The sequence below is a fragment of the Streptomyces sp. R818 genome (assembly GCF_056172735.1).
The window spans coordinates 1,013,953-1,035,209 of sequence record NZ_JAOCNE010000003.1 but is presented as its reverse complement, the minus strand read 5'-3'; the positions used below and the strand labels follow the sequence as shown (position 1 = coordinate 1,035,209).

The 21,257-nt window shown below is 66.6% G+C and carries 19 protein-coding genes and 5 pseudogenes; 8 read left to right on the top strand and 16 right to left on the bottom strand.

Translation table 11 applies throughout. From position 1 onward, the window contains the following. Positions 1 to 8 precede the first annotated feature (8 nt). Complete coding sequence (locus tag N5I75_RS09845; protein WP_476677006.1) at positions 9 to 863, bottom strand: ABC transporter permease; 855 nt, start codon at positions 861 to 863, stop codon at positions 9 to 11. A gap of 355 nt (positions 864 to 1,218) precedes the next feature. On the opposite strand from N5I75_RS09845, the gene N5I75_RS09840 reads away from it, so the two are divergent. Further along, positions 1,219 to 2,190 carry a hydroxyacid dehydrogenase gene (locus N5I75_RS09840; protein WP_476677005.1) on the top strand — a complete coding sequence of 324 codons (972 nt, stop codon included), beginning with the start codon at positions 1,219 to 1,221 and terminating at the stop codon, positions 2,188 to 2,190. Positions 2,191 to 2,738: 548 nt separating this feature from the next. On the opposite strand, the pseudogene N5I75_RS09835 reads toward N5I75_RS09840, so the two are convergent. The 3 genes and pseudogenes from N5I75_RS09835 to N5I75_RS09825 all read right to left on the bottom strand — a co-directional run bounded on the left by N5I75_RS09835 (position 2,739) and on the right by N5I75_RS09825 (position 6,178). Then, positions 2,739 to 4,678: pseudogene (locus tag N5I75_RS09835) on the bottom strand (S53 family peptidase). A 187-nt stretch (positions 4,679 to 4,865) separates the two neighbouring features. Then, complete coding sequence (locus N5I75_RS09830) at positions 4,866 to 5,480, bottom strand: DUF305 domain-containing protein (RefSeq protein WP_476676318.1); 615 nt, start codon at positions 5,478 to 5,480, stop codon at positions 4,866 to 4,868. A gap of 23 nt (positions 5,481 to 5,503) precedes the next feature. Next, a complete protein-coding gene (locus N5I75_RS09825; protein WP_476676317.1) occupies positions 5,504 to 6,178 on the bottom strand; it encodes a DUF3105 domain-containing protein in 675 nt (224 codons plus the stop codon). Positions 6,179 to 6,450: 272 nt separating this feature from the next. Here N5I75_RS09825 and glnA point away from each other — a divergent pair, with 272 nt between their 5' ends. The 3 genes from glnA (at position 6,451) to N5I75_RS09810 (ending at position 11,456) form a co-directional block, all read left to right on the top strand. Continuing rightward, positions 6,451 to 7,812, top strand: a complete 1,362-nt coding sequence (gene glnA / locus N5I75_RS09820; protein ID WP_361069183.1) for a type I glutamate--ammonia ligase — start codon at positions 6,451 to 6,453, stop codon at positions 7,810 to 7,812. 435 nt (positions 7,813 to 8,247) lie between these two features. Continuing rightward, positions 8,248 to 8,730 carry a hypothetical protein gene (locus N5I75_RS09815; RefSeq protein WP_476676316.1) on the top strand — a complete coding sequence of 161 codons (483 nt, stop codon included), beginning with the start codon at positions 8,248 to 8,250 and terminating at the stop codon, positions 8,728 to 8,730. A gap of 59 nt (positions 8,731 to 8,789) precedes the next feature. Beyond that, positions 8,790 to 11,456, top strand: coding sequence for an HD domain-containing protein (locus N5I75_RS09810; protein WP_476676315.1), 2,667 nt, complete (start codon positions 8,790 to 8,792; stop codon positions 11,454 to 11,456). Positions 11,457 to 11,828: 372 nt separating this feature from the next. Here N5I75_RS09810 and N5I75_RS09805 read toward each other — a convergent pair. Together N5I75_RS09805 and N5I75_RS09800 are read right to left on the bottom strand one after the other, a co-directional pair. Then, positions 11,829 to 13,089, bottom strand: a pseudogene (locus N5I75_RS09805) (site-specific integrase). 88 nt (positions 13,090 to 13,177) lie between these two features. Then, positions 13,178 to 13,390 (bottom strand): annotated as a pseudogene (locus N5I75_RS09800) (helix-turn-helix domain-containing protein); the annotation flags it as partial. Here N5I75_RS09800 and N5I75_RS09795 point away from each other — a divergent pair. Continuing rightward, positions 13,363 to 13,802: pseudogene (locus N5I75_RS09795) on the top strand (creatininase family protein). The pseudogenes N5I75_RS09800 and N5I75_RS09795 overlap by 28 nt on opposite strands. A gap of 30 nt (positions 13,803 to 13,832) precedes the next feature. Here the strand turns inward: N5I75_RS09795 and N5I75_RS09790 are convergent. Further along, a complete protein-coding gene (locus N5I75_RS09790; protein WP_476676314.1) occupies positions 13,833 to 14,195 on the bottom strand; it encodes a pentapeptide repeat-containing protein in 363 nt (120 codons plus the stop codon). A 30-nt stretch (positions 14,196 to 14,225) separates the two neighbouring features. Here N5I75_RS09790 and N5I75_RS09785 point away from each other — a divergent pair, with 30 nt between their 5' ends. Further along, entirely contained in the window at positions 14,226 to 14,495 is a 270-nt protein-coding gene (locus tag N5I75_RS09785; protein ID WP_476676313.1) for a hypothetical protein, read from the top strand. A gap of 134 nt (positions 14,496 to 14,629) precedes the next feature. Further along, a complete protein-coding gene (locus N5I75_RS09780; RefSeq protein WP_476676312.1) occupies positions 14,630 to 14,797 on the top strand; it encodes a hypothetical protein in 168 nt (55 codons plus the stop codon). Here the strand turns inward: N5I75_RS09780 and N5I75_RS09775 are convergent. Beyond that, positions 14,787 to 15,437, bottom strand: coding sequence for a hypothetical protein (locus tag N5I75_RS09775; protein ID WP_476676311.1), 651 nt, complete (start codon positions 15,435 to 15,437; stop codon positions 14,787 to 14,789). The genes N5I75_RS09780 and N5I75_RS09775 overlap by 11 nt on opposite strands. Positions 15,438 to 15,749: 312 nt before the next feature. Between N5I75_RS09775 and N5I75_RS09770 the strand changes: the two are divergent. Next, positions 15,750 to 15,842, top strand: a pseudogene (locus N5I75_RS09770) (glutamine synthetase); the annotation flags it as partial. A 6-nt stretch (positions 15,843 to 15,848) separates the two neighbouring features. Here N5I75_RS09770 and N5I75_RS09765 read toward each other — a convergent pair. From N5I75_RS09765 to N5I75_RS09730, 8 genes are all read right to left on the bottom strand, one after another. Then, a complete protein-coding gene (locus N5I75_RS09765) occupies positions 15,849 to 16,172 on the bottom strand; it encodes a hypothetical protein (RefSeq protein WP_476676310.1) in 324 nt (107 codons plus the stop codon). Beyond that, entirely contained in the window at positions 16,169 to 16,534 is a 366-nt protein-coding gene (locus tag N5I75_RS09760; RefSeq protein WP_476676309.1) for a DUF6247 family protein, read from the bottom strand. The genes N5I75_RS09765 and N5I75_RS09760 overlap by 4 nt, the downstream gene beginning before the upstream one ends. A 25-nt stretch (positions 16,535 to 16,559) precedes the next feature. After that, entirely contained in the window at positions 16,560 to 16,754 is a 195-nt protein-coding gene (locus N5I75_RS09755) for a type II toxin-antitoxin system Phd/YefM family antitoxin (RefSeq protein ID WP_476676308.1), read from the bottom strand. Positions 16,755 to 16,846: 92 nt separating this feature from the next. Continuing rightward, the gene (locus N5I75_RS09750) at positions 16,847 to 17,266 is read right to left on the bottom strand and encodes a VOC family protein (protein WP_476676307.1); all 420 of its coding nucleotides are present in this window, start codon (positions 17,264 to 17,266) and stop codon (positions 16,847 to 16,849) included. Positions 17,267 to 17,269: 3 nt separating this feature from the next. Further along, positions 17,270 to 18,298, bottom strand: a complete 1,029-nt coding sequence (locus N5I75_RS09745; protein ID WP_476676306.1) for a TolB family protein — start codon at positions 18,296 to 18,298, stop codon at positions 17,270 to 17,272. Beyond that, positions 18,295 to 19,653 carry an MFS transporter gene (locus tag N5I75_RS09740; protein WP_476676305.1) on the bottom strand — a complete coding sequence of 453 codons (1,359 nt, stop codon included), beginning with the start codon at positions 19,651 to 19,653 and terminating at the stop codon, positions 18,295 to 18,297. Before N5I75_RS09740 ends, N5I75_RS09745 begins: the two co-directional genes overlap by 4 nt. Before the next feature lies 1 nt (position 19,654). Continuing rightward, positions 19,655 to 20,545 (bottom strand): alkaline phosphatase family protein, encoded by an 891-nt coding sequence (locus N5I75_RS09735; protein WP_476676304.1) that lies wholly within the window; start codon positions 20,543 to 20,545, stop codon positions 19,655 to 19,657. 158 nt (positions 20,546 to 20,703) lie between these two features. Further along, entirely contained in the window at positions 20,704 to 21,138 is a 435-nt protein-coding gene (locus N5I75_RS09730; RefSeq protein WP_476676303.1) for a VOC family protein, read from the bottom strand. Positions 21,139 to 21,257 lie beyond the last annotated feature (119 nt).

The following is a 21,257-nucleotide window of genomic DNA, read 5'->3' as shown; positions in this document are numbered from 1 at the left end:
TGTGCGGCTCACTTGTACACCCCTTGCTCGCCGAGCTTGTGCGCGATGCGGTTGGCGACGAAGACGAGGGCCGCGCCGACCAGGCCCTTGAAGAGTCCGGCGGCGGTGGCGTAGCCGATGTCGCCGCCGACGATGCCCTGCCAGAAGACGAAGGTGTCCAGGACCTCGCCGACCTCCGGGCCCACCGACTGCCGTTGCAGCAGCATCTGTTCGAAGCCGACGGAGAGGATGTCGCCGAGGCGCATGATCAGCAGCAGGACGACGATGGGCCGGATCGACGGCAGCGTGACGTGCCAGAACCGGCGCCAGGGCCCGGCCCCGTCGATCGCGGCGGCCTCGTAACTCTGCTCGTCGACCTGCATCAGGGCGGCCAGGAAGATGATCGTGCCCCAGCCCGCGTCCTTCCAGATCACCTCGGCGACGACGAGCGGACGGTAGGCGTCCGGGTTGCCGATGATGTCGACGGTGTGCAGCCCCGAGTCCTGGAGGAACGAGTTCAACAGGCCCGCGTCCGACAGGACTTGCTGGAACAGGGCGACGACGATCACCCACGACAGGAAGTGCGGCAGGTAGACGACCGACTGCACGAACCGGCGCAGCACGTCGGACGTGAGGCTGTGCAGCAGCAGGGCGATGGCGAGCGGCACCGGGAAGTAGAAGACCAGTTGCAGCACGGCGATGTAGAGGGTGTTCCACGTCGCGTGCCAGAAGTCCGGGTCGCCGAACATCCGGCTGAAGTTGCCGACGCCGGCCCACGGGCTGCCCCACAGCCCGGCGAACGGGTCGTACTCCTTGAACGCCACGACGTTGCCGACGAAGGCGCCGTAGTGGAAGACCAGGAAGTAGACGACGCCGGGCAGCATGAGCAGCAGGAGCGTACGGCTGCGCAGAAACCGTTTCCAGGCCGAATCGGGCTGAGCTATGGGGTTGAGTGCCCCGTTTTGCGGCTCGTCCGGGGGGTCCACCGCCCCGGTGCCGGGCCTTTCCTTCGCCACAGTGGGCACGGAACCCCTCCGTCGTTTGAACCGTCCATGGACCGTCTTCGGCACAAGGTGAGGCGGAATCTAAAACGGTTACTACGAACGGTCAACCCCTCTGTCCTGGATCGACCTTGACCCCGGCCATGGCAGGTGCCTAGCCTCCTGGCACCAATCAGTAACCGGTTACAACGATGGGTGGGACCGAGTGACGGCAGACCGACCGACCGCGGCGCTGGCCATGGGTGCCGAGGTGGTGGAGGCGGCCTTCCCGCCCGACCTGCGGGAACGGCTCGGCCGCGGCACGCGCCTCGCGGCGGCCCCGCTGACCGGGGCGCTGGACGCGCCGGACGCGGCGCGGGTCCTCGCCGGCACGGAGATCCTGGTCACCGGCTGGGACTGCCCGCCGCTCACGGAAGGGGTGTTGGCATCGGCCCCGCGCCTGCGCGCCGTGGTCCACGCCGCGGGGTCGGTACGCCCCGTCGTCACCGACGCCGTCTGGGAGCGCGGGCTCCTCGTCTCCTCGGCGGCGGACGCGAACGCGCGGCCCGTCGTCGCCTTCACCCTGGCGGCCGTCGCGTTCGCGGCGAAGGGGGCGCTGAGCGCGGCGGCGGGGTACGCCACGGCGTGGCCGGACTTCGCGGCGCGGGAGGGCGCGGACGCGCGGGTCGTCGGGGTCGTCGGGGCGTCCCGCATCGGACGCGGGGTGATCGAGGCGCTGCGGGCGGACGAGGCCGGGTACCGGGTGCTCCTGTGCGACCCGTACGTGGACGGGGCCGAGGCGGCGCGGCTCGGGGTGGAGCGGGTGGCCCTCGCCGAGCTGTGCCGCCGCAGCTCCATCGTGACGCTGCACGCGCCGCTCCTGCCGTCGACGACGGGGATGCTGAGCGCGGAGATGCTCGCGCTGATCCCCGACGGCGGGGTGGTCGTCAATACGGCGCGGGGGGCACTCCTCGACACGGAGGCGCTGGCCGCTGAGTGCGGGGTGGGTCGTTTGTCGGCGTTCCTGGACGTGACGCATCCTGAGCCGTTGCCGGCGGGGCATGCGTTGCTGCGGCTGCCCAATGTGCTGGTGACGCCGCATGTCGCGGGGGCGCAGGGGAGTGAGGTGCGGCGTCTCGGGCTGTATGCGGTGGAGGAGGTGGAACGGGTGGTGCGGGGCGAGCCTCTGCGGGGCCTCACGACCCGGTCGGACCTGACCCGGCTGGCCTGACGGGGCCTCGTGTCGGCGAGTGGCCAGTGTCGAGTGCGGGTGGGGTGGTGGCTGGTCGCGCAGTTCCCCGCGCCCCTGGAATGCGCACGGCGTGCGCCATCCCTCCCGGTTCTCGACCGCGGCTCTCGCCGTGGCTGGTCGCGCAGTTCCCCGCGCCCCTGAGATGCGCACTGCGTGCGCCATCTCAGGGGCGCGGCCTCCGGGGGGAGGCGCGGCGAAGCCGCAGCCCTCCAGGGGCGCGGGGAACTGCGCGAGCAACCACGACGCGTCGGTCAGCCGACCGTGAAGCCGCAACCCCGCAGGGGCGCGGGGAACTGCGCGAGCAACCACGACGCACCGTCAGTGTCCGCGAAGCCGCAACCCCCCCCAGGGGCGCGGGGAACTGCGCGAGCAACCACGACGTGACCGTCAGTCGCCCGCGGAGCCGCGCTCGGCAGACGCAACGGCGTCAGGGGCGCGGGGAACTGCGCGACCAGCCGCGACGGGCCCGCATCCGCGTCCGCCCCAGCCGCGCAGCAGCGCACCGGGACGGACGCCCGTAGAGAGACCTACCTGCCGCGCCCGAAGGACGTCACATAACCCGGCGCCGGCGACCCGACCCCCGTGACATCGTCATAGCCCCGAACCGCCTTCAGCGAGGCATCCTTGCCCAGGCTGCGCACAGACGTGAGCAACCCCTCCGTCGCATCGAACCCGTTCGCGAAATCGACCCGCGCCACAGCCAGGCCCCCTTCACGGGGTGATCCGTGACGTCGTGGTAGACCCGCGACCCGTACCGGTCGTAGATCGCCGGGTTGGCGAACCCGATCGCCCGCCCGCCCCGCGTCTGCTGCGCGAGCGCCTGCACACCGGCGATCACCGGCGCCGCCAGGGACGTACCCCCGATGCGGTACTCGTCGTACCCGAGCGACCCGTCCGGCAGCGTCTGCGTCTGACCGACGAGGAACCCGGTGTTGGGGTCGGCGATCGCGGAGATGTCGGGGACGACACGGTTCAGCCCACCATTGGCGCGCGCCAGCGAGTTCGGCACGACGCCGCGCTGGTAGAAGGGCTGCGCGACAGTACGGCTCGTACCGCCACCCGCACCGGAGGTGTACGCCCCGGGGAAGTCGACCCAGCTCTTGCCGTCGGCGGCGAGGTCGGACTTCAGGGTGCCCCAGCCGGTCTCCCACTGGTACTTGTCACCCTTGCCGACGGCGAGCGACGTACCGCCCACCGCCGTGACCCACGCGGAGTTCGCGGGCGTGTCGACCTGCTTCACCCCGGTGTTGGCGACCTCGTCACCGTTGTCGCCGGAGGAGAAGTAGAAGCCGATGCCCTCGATCGCGCCGAGCTGGAACACCTGGTCGTACGCGGCGGCGAGCTGCGGCGTCTGGTTGGCCTCGATGTCGCCCCAGGAGTTGGAGACGATGTCGGCGAGGTGCTTGTCGACGATGGTGGCGAGTGAGTCGAGCAGGTCGTCGTCGTAGCAGGACGCCGCGCCGACGTAGGTGATGTCGGCCTGGGGCGCGACCGCGTGCACGGCCTCGACGTCGAGGGTCTCCTCGCCGTACCAGCCGGCGGCGCCGCACTCCTCGGTCTTGGTGTAGTCGGCGGGGAGGACCTGCTTGAGCTGGCCCTTCGCGTACGGCGCGTCACCGTGCTTGGCCGCGTACGTCTTCGCGTCCTTGGAGATGGTCGGCGAGGCGTACGCGTCGGTGATCGCGACCCGCACGCCCTTGCCGGTCGCCTTGCCCGCGCCGTAGGCGGCGCGCAGCTGCTTGCCGGTGTAGCCCTTGACGGCGTACGGGACCTTCTTGCCGTACGCGGAGGGCAGCTTCTTGGCGATGTTGGAGCCGTAGTACGAGGAGAACGGCCCGGAGTTGCGGAACACGGCGTCCGGCGGCGGGAGTTCGTCCTGGTGGTCGGCCTTGTGCGGGGCGCTGTCCAGGCCGGTGACGGTGAGCACGGCGCCGTCGAGGGAGCGCGGCACGGACGCCGTGCCCGAGGGGGCGCGGTAGGTGTGCTTGCCCTTGGCGTAGTTGTGGAGCTGGGTGCCGAACGCCTTCTCGGCGGCGGCGACGTCGCCGGAGACGGATATGTAGTGCTGGGTGGTGCCGGTCACGGTGAGGCCCGAGGACTTCAGCCACTTCGTGACCTCGGATATCTGCACCTTTGTCGCGCCGAACCGTTCCTGCGCCTGCTTGGCGCTCAGGTACCTGCCGTACGAGGCGGAGGACGGGTCGGAGACGGCCTTGGCGTACGCGGCCAGACCCGCCGCGTCCCGCCCGGCGAGGTAGACGCGGGCGGTGACCTTGTTGCTGTCGGCCGTCGCGCCCTTGTCGGCCGTGCCGGTGGCCCACAGCGGCTTGGTGCCGGCGAGGCCGGCGCGGCCGGAGTCGGCCTGTGCGGCCGGGGCGGCGAGGGCGAGCGCGCCGGCGAGCAGCGGCAGTGTCGCCGCCAGGCTCAGACCGGCGCGGGTGCGGCGCGAACCGCGGATGGATCTCATGGAACGACCCCCTGGTCTCATGGAACCCCTGGGTGAGGTGCACGTGTCCTGCGGAGCGTGTAATGCACACGCAGAGGGCTTCACTCTCGTCAGGAACACTTCACGCTGGGGGAATGCGGGGGCCAAGAAGGGGTCAAGTCACGTCAAGTCCGATCAGAAACAGCCGATTTGGCCGGGGTGTCGATGCTCAGGCAGTCGCACCCGGGGTAGCCCCGCGGTCCTTCACCATGTCCGTCATCAGGTCGATCTCGGACTGCTGCGACGCCACCATCCCGCGCGCGAGCCGCCGCTCGGCCCCGACCACGCACCGCTTCACGCACCCCTCGGCCATGTGCACACCACCCTTGTGGTGGGCGATCATCAGCTGCAGGTACAGAACCTCGGCCGCCCGCCCGCTCACCTTGTTGAGCTTCGCGAGCTGCGCGTTACTGGCCATACCGGGCATCAGCGCGCCGTCCTCACCGGCCGGCGCGTCACCCACCCCCATCCAGGCCATGGGCGCCTTCTCCGACACCTTCGGCAGCTCCCACAGGTCGAGCCAGCCGAGCATCATGCCGCGCTGGTTGGCCTGGGTCTGCGCGATGTCGTAGGCGAGGCGGCGCACCTCCACGTCCTTGGTGCGGTCGCGCACGATGTACGACATCTCGACGGCCTGCTGATGGTGCACGGCCATGTCCCGCGCGAACCCGGCGTCCGCCGACTCGGCCGCCGGCACCTTCAGATCGGCCGGGCCGCCGTCCCCGTCGGCGGCGGCGTACGTGACCGCGCCCGTGGCCACGGCGACCGCCGCGGCCACGGACACCAGCCACCCTGTCGTCCTGCGCGTCACTTCGACAGACCGCCCGTGCACGAGGCGCCCGGCTCCGGGGTCTGCTTGCCCTGCACGTACGTCGAGAAGAACGACGCGACCGCCGGGTCCGCCGCGCTCTTGACCGTCCGCTGGTGCCCCCAGGCGCTGAGCATGATCGCGTCCTTCTGGTCCTGGACCGGGCTCATCAGCGAGTAGGGCGTGCTCTTGACCTTGGCGGCGAGCGCCTGCACGTCCTTGTCGGCGGCCTTGTCGTTGTACGTCACCCAGACGGACCCGTGCTCCAGGGCGTGCACGGCGTTCTCGTTCGGGATCGACTTCTCGTAGACGTCACCGTTGCAGTTCATCCACACCGGGTTGTGGTCGCCGCCGACCGGCGGGTTCATCGGGTAGGCGACCTTCTTGGTGACGTGGTTGCGGGCGAGCTTCGCGCTCCAGGTGCCGACGCCGTCCTTGTCGTAGGAGAAGTGCCCCGAGGCGCCGGACGCCTTCCCCTCGCCCTTGTCGTCGTCACCGCTCTTGGTCACGGCCCACGCGGTGACTCCTATCAGGGCGGCCACGACGACCGTGCTCACCGAGATCACGGCGATCCGGCCGCGCCGGGCGCGGGCGCGCTCGGCACGGCGCATCTCCTCTATACGGTCCCTGCGGTCCTTGGCGGGAGAGGCGGAGGTCTTCTTGGCGGAACCCATGGCGTGTCCTTCTGCGAAAAGGGCGAGACGGGCGGGCCCGCTGATCGTAGTGCGCAAAACGGCCTCCGCGGGAGGTGGCTGTCGTCCGTGCCGCGCACGGCAGGCACTATGGCCCTGGGGGGTGCAGCAGGCACTATGAACACGACACCGGCCGATCAAGGACGATCAAGGTCGGCAACGCGTACGAAACGGGCGTGTGGTGGGATGTGACCGGGCCCGTCGACGTCCCCGGAGCAGGCGGCCTGACCAGCAAGGATGGGTGGAAGCGGAAGATGGACAAGCAGCAGGAATTCGTGCTCCGGACCCTGGAGGAGCGCGACATCCGGTTCGTACGCCTGTGGTTCACGGATGTGCTGGGCTTCCTCAAGTCGGTCGCCGTGGCCCCCGCCGAGTTGGAACAGGCGTTTGACGAGGGAATCGGCTTCGACGGCTCTGCCATCGAGGGGTTCGCCCGGGTCTACGAGTCCGACATGATCGCCAAGCCGGACCCGGGAACCTTCCAGGTCCTGCCCTGGCGCGCGGAGGCCCCGGGCACCGCCCGGATGTTCTGCGACATCCTCATGCCCGACGGTTCGCCGTCCTTCGCGGACCCGCGCTACGTCCTCAAGCGCGCCCTCGCCAAGACGTCCGACCTGGGCTTCACCTTCTACACGCACCCCGAGATCGAGTTCTTCCTCCTGAAGAACAAGCCGCTCGACGGCTCGCGCCCGACCCCGGCCGACAACTCGGGCTACTTCGACCACACCCCGCAGAACGTGGGCATGGACTTCCGCCGCCAGGCGATCACCATGCTGGAGTCGATGGGCATCTCGGTGGAGTTCAGCCACCACGAGGGCGCGCCGGGCCAGCAGGAGATCGACCTCCGTTACGCGGACGCGCTCTCGACGGCCGACAACATCATGACGTTCCGCCTGGTCATGAAGCAGGTGGCCCTTGAGCAGGGCGTCCAGGCCACCTTCATGCCGAAGCCGTTCTCGGAATACCCGGGCTCGGGCATGCACACCCACCTCTCCCTCTTCGAGGGCGACCGCAACGCGTTCTACGAGTCCGGCGCCGAGTACCAGCTCTCGAAGGTCGGCCGCTCCTTCATCGCGGGGCTGCTGCGCCACGCGGCCGAGATCTCCGCGGTCACCAATCAGTGGGTCAACTCCTACAAGCGCATCTGGGGCGGCTCGGAGCGCACCGCGGGCGCTGGCGGCGAGGCCCCGTCCTACATCTGCTGGGGCCACAACAACCGCTCGGCCCTGATCCGCGTCCCGATGTACAAGCCCGGCAAGACGGGCTCGGCCCGCGTGGAGGTCCGCTCGATCGACTCCGGCGCGAACCCCTACCTCACCTACGCGGTCCTCCTCGCGGCGGGCCTCAAGGGCATCGAAGAGGGCTACGAGCTCCCGCCCGGCGCCGACGACGACGTCTGGGCCCTCTCCGACGCCGAACGCCGCGCCATGGGCATCGAACCCCTCCCCCAGAACCTCGGCGAGGCCATCGCCCTGATGGAACGCTCCGAGCTGGTCGCGGAGACACTCGGGGAGCACGTCTACGACTTCTTCCTGCGCAACAAGAAGCAGGAGTGGGAGGAGTACCGCTCCGAGGTCACGGCGTTCGAGCTGAGGAAGAATCTGCCGGTGCTGTAGGGGCAGCTCAGGGCAGTTTCCGCTCACTTCCAAGAGAGGGCCCACGGTCGCCGACCGTGGGTCCTCTCTTGGATAGGCGGCTGGGGCTGGGCCGTCTGTGGGCCGTCTGGCGTTAGACCGAGCCGCAGGACCGGCCCTCTCCGTCACTCCAACGCCTCGGGTACAACGGGGAGCTGCTCGCTGTGCGGCCACGTGAAAGAGCGGCCGGGTTCGAGAAGGGCCGCGACCCAGTGGATGACGCCGCTTCTCTCAAGAGCCGCGGGGCTCAGACAACCTGCGGGCAGCTATAGGCATCGTCTCGCTCCAGATAACCGGCGGAAGGTCCTACGCGAGGCGGAAGTTGCTGTGGACCGGACTCTTGCAGAGAAGACCACGCCGAGCGTGACGGCAGCGAGTCTATGCTGATGGGACGCCAAGCCGGGGGGTGGACGAACGATGGCAGACGCAGAACTGTCGGAGTCACAAGTAGCGGTACGCAAAGACTTCGCTCTGGAACGATATCGGTACATCTTGCAGCAAATCCACGCGGCGAACGAGAACGTGTACCGCTTCCTCGCGATCTATCAAACACTCGCAACCGCCCCTGTAGGTGCAGCCATCGCGCTCTTCGTTGGCTTCAGGAAGTGGGACGTAGCTCCGAGTACTGCGCGCAGTGGCGTGATCAGTCTGCTGGTGCTTACCACGGTGGTCGCAGTCTTCACCTGCATGCTGATTGTTGTCGGTGCGTTGGCGTGGCTCGCCTACCGCAATGAGGAGTGCGACATCACTGACGAGTTTGTCGGCCACGGCTTCCGCGCACGTCCCCGGTCGGGCAACCTGCTTCGATGGTATGAAACGTACGTGCTGCTGTTCATAGTGGCGTCTGTGACCACGATGTGGGTGTTGGCAGGCTTCTACCTGCTTCCAGCGGTCAGGTGACAGGAGTGTATGTCTGAACCGGTGGCGACGTGTTCAGACTTGGTGAACAATGAAATCTTATGGATGCCGTTGAAGCTAAGCCTGGCTTGTGGAACAGGTCCCTAGGGGCAAACGCTCACGTCTCTCATCCCGGGACGCGTGATCGATTTCGACAGGCATTGCTGGACATGCATAAGCGGGCAAGGGAACTGGCAGGTGAGATATCTCGGGATCTCCCAGAGTTCACCCAGCATGACATCTCTCATCTTGACGCCCTGTGGGAACTCGCCGACCTCATCGCGGGACCTGACACCACACTTAATCCGGCTGAGGGTTTTGTCCTCGGGGCATCTATCCTTACACACGACCTAGCAATGAGCAGAGCGTCGCATGTCTTGGCTGGTGGTGGTATTCGAGCGCGCGCCGAGTGGCCAGATGCGCTTGCTACTGAGCTTCGAAAAGACCTCGGACGCGCTCCGTACCCCGCTGAGCTAGCAGCGCCAGTGGAAGATATCGCAACTCGTGCGGAAAAGTTTCTCTTGCGTGACCTCCACGCAAGTATCGCTGAAATTCTTCCCATTAGCAGTTGGCCGACACAAGACAATGAGACTGCTTATCTGATCGCCGATGCAGAAATCCGGTCAGCTTATGGCCGCTTGGTAGGCTCGGTGGCAGCCAGTCACCACTGGGACTACGACCGTGTGGTAAATATCCTTGGATCGCCAGTCGGTGTGCCAAGTTTTGCTCCTGTTAATTGGGCTGTCGACACTTTGCTTCTGGCGACTCTCTTGCGTACGGCAGACGCCGCACATCTAGACCCTTCTCGTGCCCCCGATTTGCTTGCAGCTGTACGTAATCTGCCGCAGGAATCCAGGTACCACTGGCTTTTCCAGAGTCGGCTTCAGCGGCCTTATTTGAAGAATGATCGCCTGGTCTTCACTGCCTCGCAAGGCTTCGGACGAGACGAAATTAACGCCTGGTGGCTGGCATTTGATGCTCTACGTGTTGTTGATGATGAGTTGCGTAGCGCCGATTCAGTATTGGTGGAGAGTGGGCGTCCTCGCCTAGCGGCGAGAGGTGTATCAAATGTCGATTCTCCAAAATCTTTTCGCGAGGTTTCGCCGTGTCGCGACTGGGAGCCAGTAGCCGCTGACATTGCAGTAAACGACGTAGCTGGTTTGGTCGAGAGGCTTGGCGGACGAGAGTTGTATGGTTCAGATTGGACTGTTGCTCTCCGCGAGATTATCGCCAATGCTTGTGATGCCGTGAAAGCGCGAGAAGCGCTGGCGGAGTACAGAGGACGGTCATTCCAAGGTAGCGTAAGTGTTTGGCTGGAGCAGGGTAACGACGGCCTTTGGTTGGCATGCAGCGACAATGGAATAGGAATGTCGCCATCGGTGATGGGCCATGAACTTCTGGACTTCGGCTGTTCGTCATGGCTAGCTCCTGCGGTAGCAAGAGACAATCCAGGATTGGTTGCTAGCAGGTTCAATCCTACTGGCCGCTTTGGTATCGGGTTCTTCTCCGTCTTTATGATGGGAGACCGGGTTCAAGTTATTTCACGGTCGCAGAAGAGCGGAGCTGCGGACACGTGGATTCTAGATTTCGGTCATGGGGTTAACGTAAGGCCATGCCTTCGAAGGGCGGCGCCCAGCGAGCAATTGGATGACCCCGGGACAACAGTCAAAGTTTTGCTTAAAGATTCAATAGCTATTGGCGGAATCGAAGTCTCCGCCAGGGCCGAGATTGAGTCGATTTCTTTTGACACGTCGACCTCGCTGAAAAATGTCATCGAATACATCCTGCCTGCACCCGAAATTGATGTCTACTTTGGGGAAAATGGGCAAAATTCCGTCGAGCGCCTCATGGCCAAAAATGATTGGCTGGTCATCGATGGGGTGGCGCTGATCGATAGGGTCATTGGGTCTCATATTCTCGCTAGTTCAGGGCTGCGATGGGAAGGAGTGCAGGAGTGGATTGGCCATCACGCTAAGAAGTTGCAAGTCATTTATGATGTCGAAGGGAGGCCAATTGGTCGTGCAGCCCTCATTGATCGCGTTTTGTCCCGCGACTTTGACCGATGGGGTAAGACTTCCTCTACGGTGACTGCTGGGCCGGCGCGAACTGGGACCGCAATTCACGGTACAGTTGGCCTTTTTATGGGGGTAACAGAAAGGGCCGCGCGTGATTCCGCGAGGCCGGTAGCCGATAGGCAGTCCATGGCTGAATGGATTAAGGCTCAAGTTGAACAGTTGTCGTCTTCTGGTTGCGATCTAGAACCGGAGTGGATTGAGGATATTGCTGGAGCTATCATCGAGCTTGGCGGGGAAACTGGACCACTGGCAGTTTGGAGAACGAAAGAAGGCTGGTTGACGCAGTCGGAGTTGATCGATTGGATCTCTCGTAGGGATTGCGTTTATGTGGCCCATCCTGTGTACGCCTACGCTCGGATAGGGATGCAGGATATTCCTGTGGATCTCGTTGACGATGTAGTTTACTTCGAGACTGGGCGAAGAATGGCTCTTTCGTCGCACGCCGGAGATTGGCCGCTACCGGAAGCTGAATTCCACAGTGCTGGAATCCCTGGCGCCTTTGGGGACGCTGTTCGCGCGGCTTGGAATCTCTCAGAAGTGGTAGACCTCGAACCCGCCTGGATTCGCGAGGAAGGCAACCGTAAAGTGAGCTCCTATCAGGGGGAAGATATCCAGGGAGACGTTACTGTGTTCAGGAGATCGGACTTCATGTAGGTCCGCTAGTGCAGGATGGGTAAATCTGAAGTGCTGACTAGGCCGTGAGGTCGGCGTAGCTGCTTGGTGGCGCTGCTTTGGCACGAGTGATCATTGCCCCGTAAGCCTCCCGCACGTCGCGCAGTCTGTGGACATACCCGGTGAAGCATGACGATGGGGCCATGATCTGCGAGCTCACGCCAAAACGGCTCCGTAAAGCCGCGGAGTCGACCGCCCCAGTCACGACGTGCTCCTTCGCTGGTCTTCAGGAGGCTGGTTGCTGTGAGCGCGGCTCGGGCGTCGGGCGGTTTACAGAGAGGCGGAGATAGGAGCGCAGGCCCGGCCGGGGCCGGGCCGCACGCGGGGAGCCGTCTTGATGCAGTAAGGAGAGTTCTACTGCGGCCAGGTCCAACCTGTAGGCAGATTCAGGTGGCTGTACATGGTGTCCACGGCCTTGCGTGAACGGCCGTCGCTGCTCGGCATGAGGTGCGTGTACACCCGGAGTATGAAGCCAGCGTCCGTGTGGCCAAGGTACGTGCTCAGCGCCTTGATGTTCTCGCCAGCGTCTAGGAGAACGGATGCATAGAAGTGCCTCAAGGCGTGCATGCCGTGTTCACGGGCGGCCTGATGGCGCTTGCCGGGCTCGGGCTCGGGGATGGCGCCGGCCGTCACAAGCGCGGGCTTCCAGAAGCGTGTATTGAAGTCGGTCCGTCGAACAGCGCCGCTCCCGTCAGAACGCACGAACAGGAGCCGCTTCGTGACCAATGGGCCATCTGGGCGCTGCCACGGCAGCCTGACCTCAATAGGCGGGTGAGCTTCCATGTGTTCCTTGAGGACGTGAGCCACGGAGTCCGCCAGCGGTACGTCACGCTCCTTGTTGCGCTTGGGCAAGGCGCACGAGCTTGCCGCCGGTCGACACCTTCACCTGACAGCCGACGTGCAGCCAACCGGTGTCGAACCCGATCTCATCGACTGGAAGACCGAAGATCTCTCCTTGCCGCAGGCCGCATCCGGCCCCCAAGTCGACGGCGGCGCGGTACTGCTCGGGGAGCGCGGCCCGGACGGCGAAGGTGCGCTCGGTTGTCCACGGGATGACGCGGCGGTTGTTCGGGCCGGGCACGCGGACGGTGCTCGCCTTGCACGGGTTGCGGTGTAGGTGGTCGTCTTCCACGGCGGCCGTGAAGACGGCGGAGACGCTGCCGTAGATGACCCGGCGGTATGAGGAAGCGGGTACCGCGCGTTCCAGCTCGGCAGGCCAGTCGCGGATGTGCTCCGGCTTGAACGAGCCGAGGGGGCGTGACCCCAAATACGGGATGGCATGGCGCCGGATCTGAACGCTGACGGGTTCCCTTGTGGTCCCGTTCGTTGTCTGCGAGTTGAGCCACTTCTCTGCGTACTGCCGGAAGGTGGTCTGGCCGGCCTTTGGGTCGATGTACCGACCGCCGTCCATGTCGGCCTCGATCTTCGTCAACCATTTCTCGGCGAGACGCTTCTTGCCGTCGGGGAAGCTCTTGGACTTCTCAGTTCCGTCGGGGCCGATGTAGCGGGCGCGGTAGCGCAGGCCGATGCCGTGGCGATCGGTCCTGCCGCGGACGGTCTTGCCGGTGGGGGAGACCTCGTTCTTGAACCAGCGGTCTTGGATGTGGCCAGCCATGTGGCGCGGTCCCTTCTCGACAGCACGCAGGGAGGGCCGCGGGGCGGCCCTCCCTGGGGAGTTGAACGGTGATTCTTGACTGGTGGCGTCAGGCGGCGTCGGCGTCCAAACGGCGTAGCTCGGTGACATACGCGCGAACGTCGGCGGGGTCGTAGCGCAGGTGCTTGCCGATGCGGAAGCCGGGCGGGCCGGTGCGCTTCTTGCGCCACTGGTAGACGGTTTCGAGGGGGACACCGAACATCGAGGCGATGTCCTCGGAGGTGAGGTAGCGACATTGCCGCGTCCCTCGAAGCCCAAGGCGTCCGCAAGCTCGTTCTCGTCAATGCTCACGGCGGCAACTACGTGCTCTCGAACATCGTCCAGGAAGCAAACCTCACCGAGGCGCGGATGACGCTTTTCCCGCAGGGCCGCGAATGGAACCGAGCCAGTGAGCGCGCTGGCCTCGCTTCCGATGCGCACGGCGACATGCATGCGGGTGAGATTGAGACCTCGATTTGCTCCATGCGGAACCGGCTGTCGTGCGCCAAGGCTACGAGACTGCGGACCACGACGATGGCGAGCGCCCATTCCTCCTTACACATGGAATGAAGGCGTACACCGAGAGCGGGGTCATCGGTTACCCGTCGTACGCAACAGCCGCCAAGGGTAAGGCCGTATTGGTGAGCCTAGTGGAAGATTTCTCTGCACACCTGAACGCGCTGGGCGAGCGCTGAAGGCCAGCTCTGCAATATTCGTCCGGTTCGTCAGGGGGAGGGGCTGTTATTGGGGAGCGCAGGGAACGGACCCCAATTAACGGTTGCGGCGTTGTGAATGTTGGCTCTTGTGAAGCTCACCTGGCCTCCGGAGGACTCCGCCCCACCAAAGTGAACGGAACCGCCAGAAAAATCTGCCTCACCAAAGTTGACCGTGGAGCCGGAGAATCTTGCCCCTCGGAATCGAATTGTGGCGCCGGAGAACTCTACTCGACGGAAGTGGACCTCTCCTCCGGAGAACTCCGCCCGCCGGAAGTGGATCCCGCCTCCGGAGAACTCTGCTTCGTCGAAGTCGACCGTGGAGCCGGAAAATTTTGCTGCGCTGAAGTTGACTTCTCCGCTGGAGAACTCCACACTGCGAAAGTTGACGCTGCCGTCGAGGAATTGCGCGCCCCGGAAGCTGACCGCGGCACCTTTATTTTCTGCCCCTTCGAAGCTGACCTTGCCACCAAGGAACTTTGCTGCGAGGAAGTTGACCTGTCCGCTGAAGAACTCCGCCCCGCTGAAGTTAATGTCGCCACCGGAGAATCTCGCGCCGCGCAGATAGACGGTAGCGCCGGAAAACTTTGCATCCTCGAAATTGATCTCGCCCCGAGGAACTTTGCTGCGAGGAAGTTCACCTCGCCGCTGGAAAACTCCGCCCCGCCGAAGTAGACGTAACCGCCAGAGAACCTCGTTCCCCGGAGATGGACGGTGGCACCAGAGAACTCCGCCCCGCCGAAATTGACCTCACCGCCGGAGAAAGTTGCCGAGTTGAAGCGGGCCTCGCCGGCGGAGAACCTAGTCCCATGAAATCCAACGAATCCTTCGGCGAATTCTGCCATGCCAAAGTCAAGCGCAGCACCGGAGAAGTGCGCCCCATAGTAGTTCACTATGGCGCCAGTGAACTTCGCGCCAAAGAAACTTATTGTGCCGTCAGAGAATTTCGCCTCGTAGAAGCTGACGTTACCGGCTAGAAAAAGTGGCCCTGCTGAAGTCCCCGCCGTCGAAGGTGGCTCCGGTGAAGTCCAGGTCGAGACCGCACCAAGTCGAGGGTGACGCGGGATTCAGAAGGTGGTCTCGGATGGTGCGGATGATAGTGAGGCGTACCTCCCGCTCCCCCTGCTTGAACCCATTCCCAGCGGGGTCCGTCTCGTAGGGCATACGCAGGTACGCGCACAGCACATCGACACACACCTGCCGCTGCTCCGGCCAGTCATCAGCGAGACGCGCCATCGCATACACCCCCGCGAGCCGGACCGCAGCCTGTTCGTGGCCGAGCTGCTCGGCCGCAGTGGTGTACCGCTCGGCGAGCTGGCTGGCGTCTGCGCGATGGGACTCGCCCTCAGCAAGGAGTTGCTTGCGGTAGGCGTACAGGCCAGCAAGGACGGCACCAGCGAGCGTAAGGACAGTGACGGTGGTTTTGATGACGTCCTGGACGTCGACTGGCTTCGTGCTCGTGCTCTCAGCTGAGAGAAGCGAGTTCGCTCCCTGATACAGGCCGTAGGCAAGCGCGCCGACCGCGATTAGGCTGACAGGCGCGACAAGCCACACCGGCCATAGGTTCGGGGTGTGACGTCCCTGCGGTTTCTGACGACGCTTGAAGAGGGTGGACACGCCGCGATCATGATGTGTGTGAGCAGCACATGATGCACGCTTAATAACTCTGTAACCAGGAGCCGAAAGTTGGCATGGGCCCTGACCGGGCCAACTTCGGCGATACGCGCTGTAGCTGAGTGGATCAGGGCAGGGCGCTTCCCCCTTGTCTGGGGGCCATGGAGCCGCTGGCGCGAAACCAGGTGCCCAATATGGGGCCGTCGCTGGGCCGTCAGAGGGCGGCCCGCAGTGACCAACGACGACCAACAACAGCCGCCGCAGCGCAGGCCAGAAGGGTCCCGCATCGCGGTGCCGAAGGCCGCCGGCAGCGCTGATCAATTCCTCCGCAACAAGAAACAGGAGTGGGAGGAGTACCGCTCCGAGGTCACGGCGTTCGAGCTGAGGAAGAACCTGCCGGTGCTGTAGGGGCGGTTAGGCCCAGAACGCCTCGGTGACGATGATCTGAGTGTCGGCGGTGCGGCGCATGAAGGTGTAGATCAGCCAGCCGCGTCCGCCGGCCAGGTCGACGATGTGCGCGCCGCCGGGGCTTGTGGAGGCCAGGGGGCGGACGGTCATCCAGTGCGGCAGAGAGGCATCCGTGTCGATGCCCCGGAAGTACGGATCCTCAGCGGTGACCAGTTCCGCGCGGGCGCTCATGATCAAGTCGCTGCCTTCGGCGGGCATGTTCTGGAACGCGTGCAGGGCGTTCTTCGTCCAGTCCATCTGCCAAGGCGGCCGGGGTGGTTCGACGATCACTCTCCCGGATTCCTCTCGGCGGCTTCGTGCCGGAGGCGGCTGTACTCCTCCAGGAGCCGGACGGATTCCTCGGGGTCCTCGGACTTGGCCGCGCGGGCCTCGAGGTCGCGAAGGTGGGCGTCCAGAGCGGGGTCGCGTGCGATGGCGTACTGCGTCCACCAGAGGCGCATGAAGGCCGGCACCGGTGTGATGTTGAAGGCGTCTCCGATGACGCGCTTCCAGTGGGCCTCGAAGTCGGGCAGCAGATGCGGTGCGTGCTCCTGAATGGCCAAGCGAAGTGCTTGTGGCGTGCGTTCGGGCATGGGAGGCAACCGGTGCGGTTCTCCCTCGGGCCCCTTGAATCGGAGCGCATGGGCGGGCATGGTGCGGGCTCCTTGGCGTGAAGGGTCAGGCAGCGTCGTGCTGGGGCGCCTGCGACTGCTGCTGGCACGCCATCTGCTCGAACCACTCGGCCGGTACCAGATAGGCGACCGTCTTCCCCTTGCGGGTGATGGCGGCCGCCTCTCCGGCGATCCGGGTCCGGTCCAGGATCTCGCCCATCCCCTTGCGCAGGTCGATGGTCGAGTAAGTCTTCGTCTCCATGGGCCAGAGCGTATAACAACTATCATAGTTGCCATACGTGCTCATGGGGTTCGGGGCAATGAGCGAGACCGGGGCGCCACCCCCGGCAGCCCTCAGCCCAGCGCATCCCGCAGCGGAGTCGTAGCCCGTTTCCGGTACTCCTGGATCGCCCAGCCGTTTCCGTCCGGGTCCGTGAAGTGGGCGAACGTGCCGCCGTCGTCGGGGCCGAACTGGACCGGGTCCGAGACGTCGACGCCGCGTCCGGTCAGTTCGGCGTGGGCGGCCTTGATGTCGGTGACGACGAGCTGGAGGCCGTGGTAGGTGCCGGGGGCCGGGGTGCCCGTCGGGATCGGGATGCCGGCGGAGAGGACGATCGAGCAGCCCGAGCCGGGCGGGGTGAGCTGGACCAGGCGGGTGCCCGGGGCCAGTTCGCGGTCCACGTCGCAGTGGAAGCCGACCTTGTCGGTGTAGAAGGCCTTGGCCCGGTCGATGTCCGAGACGGGGAGCGGGATCACTTCCAGGGTCATGTCCATCGGTCAAAGGTAGGCGGGGGAGACCGCCGCCGTCAGGAGGCGCCGCGCGCTGCCCGTACCGTCGGCCGGGACGGTGTAGAGGTCGGCGCCGTAGTCGCCCGGCAGCGCGTACGTCACGTGCTCCGCGTCGCTCCACACCGCCTGATCGTCCACACTGCGCGGCTCGGCCAGCGCCGTCTCCCGCATCGTGGCGAGGTCGAGTACGTAGAGGCGCCAGGGGGCGTCCGCGGATGCGCCCTTCACCCGCTTCTTGTACGCGATCCTCTTCCCGTCGGGGGAGAGCGACGGGCATTCCACGTTCCGGTGGAGCGTCGTGACCTCGCGGGTGCGCAGGTCGCCCCGGACCAGGTACGTGCTGCCCTTCGTCGCCAGCGTCGCGTAGAAGTGCCGGTCGTCCGCCGCGAACGTCACGCCCCAGAAGTTGACGTCCGCCGAGCGGTAGGCGTGCCCGTCCTTGACGATCCCGTACGACTCCAGCGACGGGGTCAGCTCTCCCGTCGCCGTGTCCACGAGCGCCGTCCGCGTCGAGAAGTCCGTGCCCGCGTAACTGTCGCCCCCGACGAACGCCGTCCACGCCGCGTACCGCCCGCTCGGCGACACCCGCGCGCGTGAGGGGATGCCGGGGACCGCGTAGTGCGCCTTCTCGCGCAGGCGCGCGTCAAGGACCGTGGCCCGGTAGGTGTCGGTCAGCGTGCCGTGGACCGCCTGGAGGCAGATGCCCGTGCCGGAGCTCGCGTAGAAGCGCAGGCACCGCACCCCGGTGGCCGTCGCCGTACGCCGGCCGCCGTCGGGGGCGCCCGCCCGGACCGTCGCCAACTCGTCCCTGTGCGGACCCCACGCCATGTTCCGGAAGACCAGACGCGGGGCGCCGGGGGTCAGCCGGACCTCTCCCGTCGTCACCGCCGGGCCGCCGGGTCTCGCCTCGTTCCTGCGGTCCGCGCGCGCGGAGGCGTGCAGGACCGCCGCCGTCGCCAGCGCGGCGAGGGCGAGCACCGCCGCCGTCAGGATCGTGAGCCTGCCGCGGTTCGTCATGCGGTCACCTTCCCTACGACAGAACCCGGACGTGGCCGCAGTGCGTACGACACCGCCCCGCACCCCGCCAGCAGCACCGCCGCCACCGTCAGCGCCGTACGGTCGCCCCACGCCGTCCACGCCGCCCCGAACCCGAGCGAGCAGCCGAAACGGGCCAGCGCCTGGCCCGTCTGGACGACCGCCAGGCCGGACGAGCGGCGGTCCTCGGGGAGGCGCACGGACGCCGCCGCCATCAGGACGCCGTCCGTCGCCGCGTAGAACGTGCCGTGGAGGAGCAGGACCGCGTAGGGCAGCGCCGCGGAGTGGGCGTGCGTGAGCAGGAGTCCGTAGACCGTCAGGAGTGCCGCGTGGCCGCCCAGGAAGACCGGCCAGGCGCCCACCCGGTCCGAGAGGTGGCCGAGTGGCGCCGCCAGGAGCAGGAACGCCGCCGCCGTGCCCAGGGGGAGGAGCGCGAACCAGCGCTCCGGTACGCCCAGTTGGCGTTGGAGGAGCAGGTAGATGAAGGCGTCGCTGACCGTGGCCAGGCCGAGGAGGGCCGCGCAGAGGGTGGGACGGGCCAGGTGGGCCCAGTCGATGCCCTGCCGTGGTCGCCGGACACCGCCGCCCGGGGACGATGAGCTGCTCGGCCGGGCGCCGCCGCCCGCGGGTGACGAGCCCCTTGGCTGGGCGCCGCCATCCGCGGGCGACGAGCCCCGTGACGGCGGCACGAACAGCACGAGGACCACGACCCCGAGCACCGCCACGCAGAAGCTCACCGTGAACACCGCGTCGTACCCGTCCACCGTGTAGCGCAGGACCAGGAACGCCACCAGGGGGCCGAGCAGCGCCCCCGCCGTGTCCATCGCCCGGTGCACGCCGAACGCCCGGCCCCGCGTCTCCGGTGCGCTGGACAGGGAGATGAGGGCGTCGCGCGGGGCCGTGCGCAGGCCCTTGCCCGTGCGGTCGGCGGCGAGGACCGCGCCGATGAGGGGGAGCGAGCCGGCGAGCAGGAGCAGGGGTTTGCAGAGGGCGGAGAGGCTGTAGCCGAGGACGGCGACCGTCTTGTGCCGGCCGCCGCCGCTGTCCGCGAACCGCCCGCCGGCCAGGCGGACAAGCGCCGAGAAGCCGTTGTAGACGCCGTCGAGGACGCCGAAGCCGAGCGGGCTCAGGCCGAGCCCCGCGACGAGGTACAGCGGCAGCACCGCCGTGACCATCTCGGAGGAGACGTCGGTGATCAGACTGACCGTGCCGAGCGCGAGCACGGTGGGGCCCACGGCGCGCCGCCGCCCGGCGTCGGACCGGGCGGCGGGCTCCGCGGACGACGGCACCGCGGCCGGGCCCGACGGGGCGCCGGCGCGGCTGTCCGCTACGTACATGTCACGAGGTCCAGACGCCGGTGATGTCCTTGGCGCTCGCGGCGTTGCCCGCGTGCGGGAGGCCGTGCATGTCCTCCAGCGTGCGGAGCAGGTCGTAGTGGTTGTACTTGGTCGCGGACGTGGAGCCCGGCGTGACCCGCTGGCCGTACAGGACCGTGGGGATCTTGTTGCCGCTCAGCCGGTTGTCCTCGTCGAAGGTGACGACCAGGAGGCTGTTGTGGGTCTTCGCCCAGGTCGCGTAGGCGCCCAGCTTGTTCTTCAGCCAGGTGTCGCCCGTGGAGACCGAGCAGTCGTGCATGTCGGAGCAGAGGTCGGGGACGACGAAGGAGACCTGGGGGAGGGTCGAGTAGTCCGACGGGAACTGGGTGAAGGTCTTCGCCGAGGACGTCGGTACGTTGCCGAAGCCGAACCACGGGTTGTGCTTACGGGCGTAGTCGCCGGAGGAGCAGGTGGTCGAACCCTGGCTCGGCAGGCCCTCGTTGTAGCTGCCCCACGTCTTTCCGGCGGCGATCAGCTCCGAGGCGAGGTTCGGCGCGGAGGAGAAGCCGGGCGTGTAGCAGCTGTCGTCGGTGACGCCCTGGGTGGAGCCGGAGAACAGGGCGAAGTAGTTGGGCTGGCTCGGGTGCGTCTCCGCGTAGGAGGCCGTGAGATTGGCGCCGCCCGCCTTCAGGCTGTTGATGTACGGGGCCGAGGACGAGCCGATGACCTGGCTGTACGCGTGGTTCTCGAAGACCACGACGACCGTGTGGTCCGGGGTGGGCACGGCGGCCGCGGCCTGCGCGGGCGAGGTGCCGGTGAGGGCGAGCCAGCTGCCGGTGGCGGCCGTCGCGAGCGCGAGGGCCGAGGCGAGCGCCTTGCCGCGGGCGCGGCCGAGGAGGGTTCTGCCGGACACGTGTGACCTCCGAGGGAGGGGACGGGGGATCTTGGCGTGCAGCGTGCGGCCAGATCATGCACACGCCAAGATGCCCTTGTGTCACGCGTGCCCACCCTGACGGGTGAAGCGTGGGTGAACGGCTGGGGAGCCGCTTTCGCGACCGCGCGGAGAAGGGTTCAGCGCTGCGACAACGGCGCCGGCGCCTCCTGTACCGTCCACCCGTTGCCGTCCGGGTCCTTGAAGAACATGAACGAGTTCCACTCCTCGTCACCGGGGCCGTCCGCCCAGCCCTGCGCGCCCGCGTGCTGGACCTGCGACACGTCCACGCCGCGCGCCACCAACTCCTCGCGAGCCGCCGCGATGTCGGTGACACACACCTGGAGCCCGGAGAGCGTGCCCGGCGCCATGCCCGGCTGGCCCGGCGCGCCCGGCAGGCCCTCCGTCAGCGAGATCGAGCAGCGCGAACCGGGCGGCGTCAGCTGCACGATGCGGACGCCGGGTACGACCTGCTGGTCCACGTCGACCTTGAAGCCCACCTTGTCCGCGTAGAACTCCTTGGCGCGGTCCACGTCCGAGACCGGCACCACGACCACTTCGAGCGTCCACTCCATGTCCTGCTGTCCTTCCGATAGGGACGGCGTCCCGCCGGTGGGACCGTCACGGCTTTCCGCCGACGGGACGACTTTGCTGAACGTGTGGCGACTCTTGCCACCATCATGACGACTCCCCG